Origin of the sequence: Mycobacterium sp., from assembly GCF_052143115.1 — a bacterium.
GTDB lineage: Bacteria > Actinomycetota > Actinomycetes > Mycobacteriales > Mycobacteriaceae > Mycobacterium.
In genome coordinates this window covers 1-4,208 of the sequence record NZ_JBKQTQ010000152.1, presented here as the reverse complement: position 1 = coordinate 4,208, position 4,208 = coordinate 1, and the positions used below count along the sequence as shown (strand labels likewise).

The 4,208-nt window shown below is 65.1% G+C and carries 6 protein-coding genes; 3 read left to right on the top strand and 3 right to left on the bottom strand.

Annotation, left to right across the window (positions count from 1 at the left end; all coding sequences use genetic code 11):
• Positions 1-578: WS/DGAT domain-containing protein (locus ACLQI9_RS15700; protein ID WP_442391891.1), on the top strand; the 578-nt coding region annotated here is incomplete at its 5' end.
• 88 nt (positions 579-666) lie between these two features.
• Here ACLQI9_RS15700 and ACLQI9_RS15695 read toward each other — a convergent pair.
• The 3 genes from ACLQI9_RS15695 to vapB form a co-directional block, all read right to left on the bottom strand.
• Positions 667-897, bottom strand: a complete 231-nt coding sequence (locus tag ACLQI9_RS15695; protein ID WP_442375984.1) for a DUF167 domain-containing protein — start codon at positions 895-897, stop codon at positions 667-669.
• A gap of 452 nt (positions 898-1,349) precedes the next feature.
• On the bottom strand, positions 1,350-1,760 hold the full coding sequence (locus ACLQI9_RS15690; RefSeq protein ID WP_442375986.1) for a PIN domain nuclease: 411 nt from the start codon (positions 1,758-1,760) through the stop codon (positions 1,350-1,352).
• On the bottom strand, positions 1,757-1,978 hold the full coding sequence (vapB, locus tag ACLQI9_RS15685; RefSeq protein WP_442375983.1) for a type II toxin-antitoxin system VapB family antitoxin: 222 nt from the start codon (positions 1,976-1,978) through the stop codon (positions 1,757-1,759). The genes ACLQI9_RS15690 and vapB overlap by 4 nt, the downstream gene beginning before the upstream one ends.
• A gap of 710 nt (positions 1,979-2,688) precedes the next feature.
• Between vapB and ACLQI9_RS15680 the strand changes: the two genes are divergently transcribed.
• Positions 2,689-3,567: an SDR family NAD(P)-dependent oxidoreductase gene (locus ACLQI9_RS15680; protein ID WP_442391890.1), complete on the top strand. Its 879-nt coding sequence runs from the start codon at positions 2,689-2,691 to the stop codon at positions 3,565-3,567.
• Positions 3,564-4,208: AMP-binding protein (locus tag ACLQI9_RS15675; protein WP_442391889.1), on the top strand; the 645-nt coding region annotated here is incomplete at its 3' end. The genes ACLQI9_RS15680 and ACLQI9_RS15675, both read left to right, overlap by 4 nt.

Genomic DNA, 4,208 nt, shown 5'->3' with positions numbered 1-4,208 from the left:
GACACGCGGGCGGGGGTTCGCTGAACGATGCCTTCCTCGCGGGCGTGACCGGCGCGTTGCGCCGCTACCACGAAAAGCACAGCGTCGCGGTCGGGGACTTTCATGTGGGGATGCCGATCAGTCTCCGTACCGAAGGCGACGCGATTGCCGGAAACCGGGTCACGATGATGCGGTTCGACGTGCCGGTCGGTCTCGCCGACCCGGCGCGACGAATCGAAGAGATCCATCACCGGGCCACCAGGCAACGCGACGAGCGCTCGCTGCCCTACATGCAATTGATCGCCGGTGCGTTGAACCTGTTGCCACGCTGGTACATCGGAGCGGTGTTGCGCCGCGTCGATTTCGTGGCCAGCGACGTGCCCGGCATCCCGATCCCTGTGCGTCTCGGCGGAGCCGCGCTGCGGATGGCGTACGGTTTCGGCCCGACGATCGGTTCGGCGGTGAATGTCACGTTGCTCAGCTACGTCGACACGTGTGCGCTGGGAATTTGCGTCGATGCGGGCGCGATTCCGGACTTCGACGTGTTCCACGACTGCCTCGTCGACGGGTTCGACGAAGTGCTGGCGCTCGCCGACTAGGCGGTCAACGGCGGGACGTCGATGGCTCTCTGCCGGCTGGCCGCTCGCGCACCGAATTAGCCGCTGGTCCTCGACAGCGGATGTCTGCTCAACGGCTCACGCGGAAACGTTTGAGCCGCGACGCCGCTCCGGATACCAATTCGATTTGGCTTCTTGGCAATTGAAGGTGGGCTGCCAGTAGCCGGGTGACCGCGTCGTTGGCTTTGCCGTCAACCGCTGGCTCGCGGACGTAGATTGTCAGCTCACCGTTGGGACCGACCTCGACAAGGGGTCCCTTGCGACTGCCGGGCTTGACCCTGACGACGACGGAGTCGGTCATGCCGCGTAAGGCTTCTCCCGGGCTTTACCTCATCGCCGTGCGCGATACATCGACCTGCCACTCCAGCAGCGTGGCTGGTCGAGCTTGACGCTGCCGAGGCGTTAATCGTTCGTAGGTGCGACACGGTTTAATTACCCGCTGTGCCCTACGTCCGGTTAATTACCCGCTGCGGAGGCGTACCCATCGCCTTCTGCAGCAGACGGAGGTCGGCACCAGCACGGCGCGACAGTGACGCATAGGTGTGCAGAGAATCGTTCACTCGTTACTAGCCGCCTACTCGCCACGCCGTCTGGGCTCGCCGAGCACGAGCTGGTCGCCGATGCGCCCGAGGGTTCACCTCGCCCCAGACGCCGTCACCGCAAAGCCCGGAAATGCAGCCGATCTACACCGGCAACGACGTGTGGGCTACGGACCGCCTCGTGTCGCTCAGGATCATTAGCGACCGCGAAACCTCAGGTAGCCAGTCGCTCCATTGGTTGCGCTGTGACGCCGGCAATGACGTCGAAATCCTTATCGAGGTGCAGGACGATCAAGCCCGCGAGTTCGGCGGTCGCCGCAATGATCAAGTCAGGTATTGAGGGGCCACGGTGCATTCCCCTGTCGGCGAGCGATAACTGAACCTCGAACGCTCGGTCCTCGATCGCCGGTGTGAGGTACTCAACCGGCAGGGCCACCAGCGGCGGTTCGCGAAACTCGCGCCGAGCAGCCTCACCGGTCCGCGCCGAGTACCCGACCTCTAGCCGCGTCAGGTTGCTGATACGCACCAGTCCACGCTCTACGCGGTTGCTCCACATTTCTGCATCGACACTCATAGCAAGACGAACCAGCGCAGACTTGTCGATGAGCCAGCCGCCGTTGCTCACTCCCACGCCCGAGTCATCAACTCTGGATCGCCGAGATCAACAAAGGTGTCAGCAAATCGCCGGAAATGCTCCACGGTTACCGACGTGCGCGCTCTTCGTGCCTCTTGGGTGAGTCTTCGCCGGATGTACTCGCTCCGTGACAGCCCGACCCGGCCGGCCAGCACGTCCAGTCCTGCAAGCACATCGTCGGGGATGTCGCGGATCAGCACATCACTCATCGGCACCTCCTAGTGATATCTGATGATATCACCGCTGCTCGGCCCAACACCCCTTATCGGTGGTTGGCCGCCGGAGCATCGCCAGCAACTGCGTGGCAATCAGTGCCAGACTTTCCGTGCAGCCGGACGGCACGAACAACGGTTATGCCGAATCCAGAAGCCGTCGCACCGTTCAGATTGCGGATAGGTCGTCCAGCCCAACCGCAAATGCTGCCCTCGGAGCCTGCTGCTTACGTGGTTTCGGGCAATGCCATCTGGACGTGATGTCGTATGCGCCATCACCTTGACGGTTAGGTGCTTGATCTCGACGGGTGCTGGTGTGACTGATGCGACAGGCGGCTGTCGTCGGCCGATGTTGCCACCGGTCTGAGAGAATCCACTGGCGACCGTCGAGTTCCGATCACGCGTCACGTTGACCGGCTACGGGCATAGGCGAGCAGATGGGGTTTCACCTTCCGCCGATGACCATGGCAATGTCGTCAACGGCGGTGCAGGCAAGCGTGGCCAAGGCACCCGTGCCCAATCCAACTTCCTTCCGCGGCAGTCTGGTTCATCGTGACCACGCATCGGTGCCAGACGGCCATTTACCGGCTTCCGAGCGCGGCGTGGTTGCCGCTACCAGCCGGGGTCGATACCGGCGACGCCGTCCCACGCTCGATGCGTGCGTTGCTGCGGGGCTATGCTGCGACTCGTCCGAGTAAGGCAATTTAATGAACCTGTTAGCCAAGGCTGTCGACAAGATCGCCAATCCACCGCGAGTGTCGGATGTGGACCGGCTGCGAGCCGTGGTGTCCGGCAAGACGGTGCTGGTGACCGGTGCCTCCTACGGACTAGGTGAGGCCACCGCGCGCAAGCTCGGAGCGGCCGGGGCGACCGTGCTGCTGGTCGCCCGTTCTGCGGACAAGCTGGCAGCCCTCGCGGCGTCGATCAACGCGGGCGGCGGCCGCGCGGCCGCGTACCCGGCCGATCTCACCGACCTGACAGCGGTCGCCGCACTGGCGGAGAGGCTCACCGAAGACCACGGCCCGATGGACGTCGTCGTCAGCAACGCCGGCAAGTCCATCCGGCGGTCGCTGCATCTCCAGTACGACCGGCCGCAGGATTTCGAGTGCACGATCGGCGTCAACTACCTCGGCCCGGTCCGGTTGCTGCTAGGGCTGCTTCCCGCGATGAGGCGCCGCGGCAGCGGGCACATCGTGAGTGTTTCGACGGTCGGTGTGCTCACCGCACCAGGCCCGCGCTGGGGCGCCTACCTGGCGTCCAAAAGCGCATTTGACGTCTGGCTGCGCAGCGTGGAACCGGAACTGCACGCCGACGGCGTGCATGTCACCTCGGTGTATATGACGTTGGTGCACACCCCAATGAGCGAACCCACGCCGATCCTGCGCAGAATGCCGGGCCTGTCTGCGGAGCAGGCCGCCGACATCGTCGCGAAGGCGATCATCGAACGGCCCCGCACGGTGCAGCCGTTGTGGGTGTGGCCGGTCGAATTCAGCTCGATGCTGCTGCCCAGGCCGCTGGAGGTCGGGATGGGATTGGTGTATCGGTTCACCACCGATTCCCCAAGCGCTCAGGGGATGCAGCGATGACGGCCGCGAACATCGTGACCGCCGCGGCCCGGGTGGTACTGCGATCGGGATTGTTTGCGCCCGCTGGGCCGCTGACGATGTTCCGCATCGTGCGTGAGGCCGTTCGAGGTCGTGCGAACCCGGCTACTGTGATGGCGATCGCGGCGGCTCGCTGGCCGGGCCGGACCGCGGTGATCGACGATGACGGCGCGCTGAGCTACGGCCAGCTGCAGTCGCGCACCGAATCCCTCGCGGCCGCGCTGGTCTACCGCCACGGCGTCGGACCCGGGGTCCCGGTCGGCATCCTGTGCCGCAACGGGCGCGGCTTCATGCAGGCGGTGTTCGCGGCGGCGTCGGTCGGTGCCGACGTGGTGCTGCTCAACACCGATTTCCGCACCGACGCGCTGGCGACCGCGTTGGGCGCGCACCGGATCCAAACCGTGCTTTGTGACGACGAATTCGCCGATCGGGTGCGCGCGGCAGACGAGGCGGTCGCCGTCGTCGATCTCGCGGCGCTCGAGATCGATGGGCGCGAGCCACGGCCGAAGGCCGGGCCGCCCGGACGGATCGTGCTTTTGACGTCCGGCACGACGGGCACACCCAAGGGTGTGCCGCGCACACCCAGTATCACCCCGGTACTGGGTGTTGGAGTCGTGTTCCTC

Bases quoted from the DNA above. Each gene is read 5' to 3' on its own strand.
- ACLQI9_RS15680 (WP_442391890.1), top strand. From the start codon at position 2,689: ATGAACCTGTTAGCCAAGGCTGTCGACAAGATCGCCAATCCACCGCGA.
- ACLQI9_RS15695 (WP_442375984.1), bottom strand. From the start codon at position 897: ATGACCGACTCCGTCGTCGTCAGGGTCAAGCCCGGCAGTCGCAAGGGA.
- vapB (WP_442375983.1), bottom strand. From the start codon at position 1,978: ATGAGTGATGTGCTGATCCGCGACATCCCCGACGATGTGCTTGCAGGA.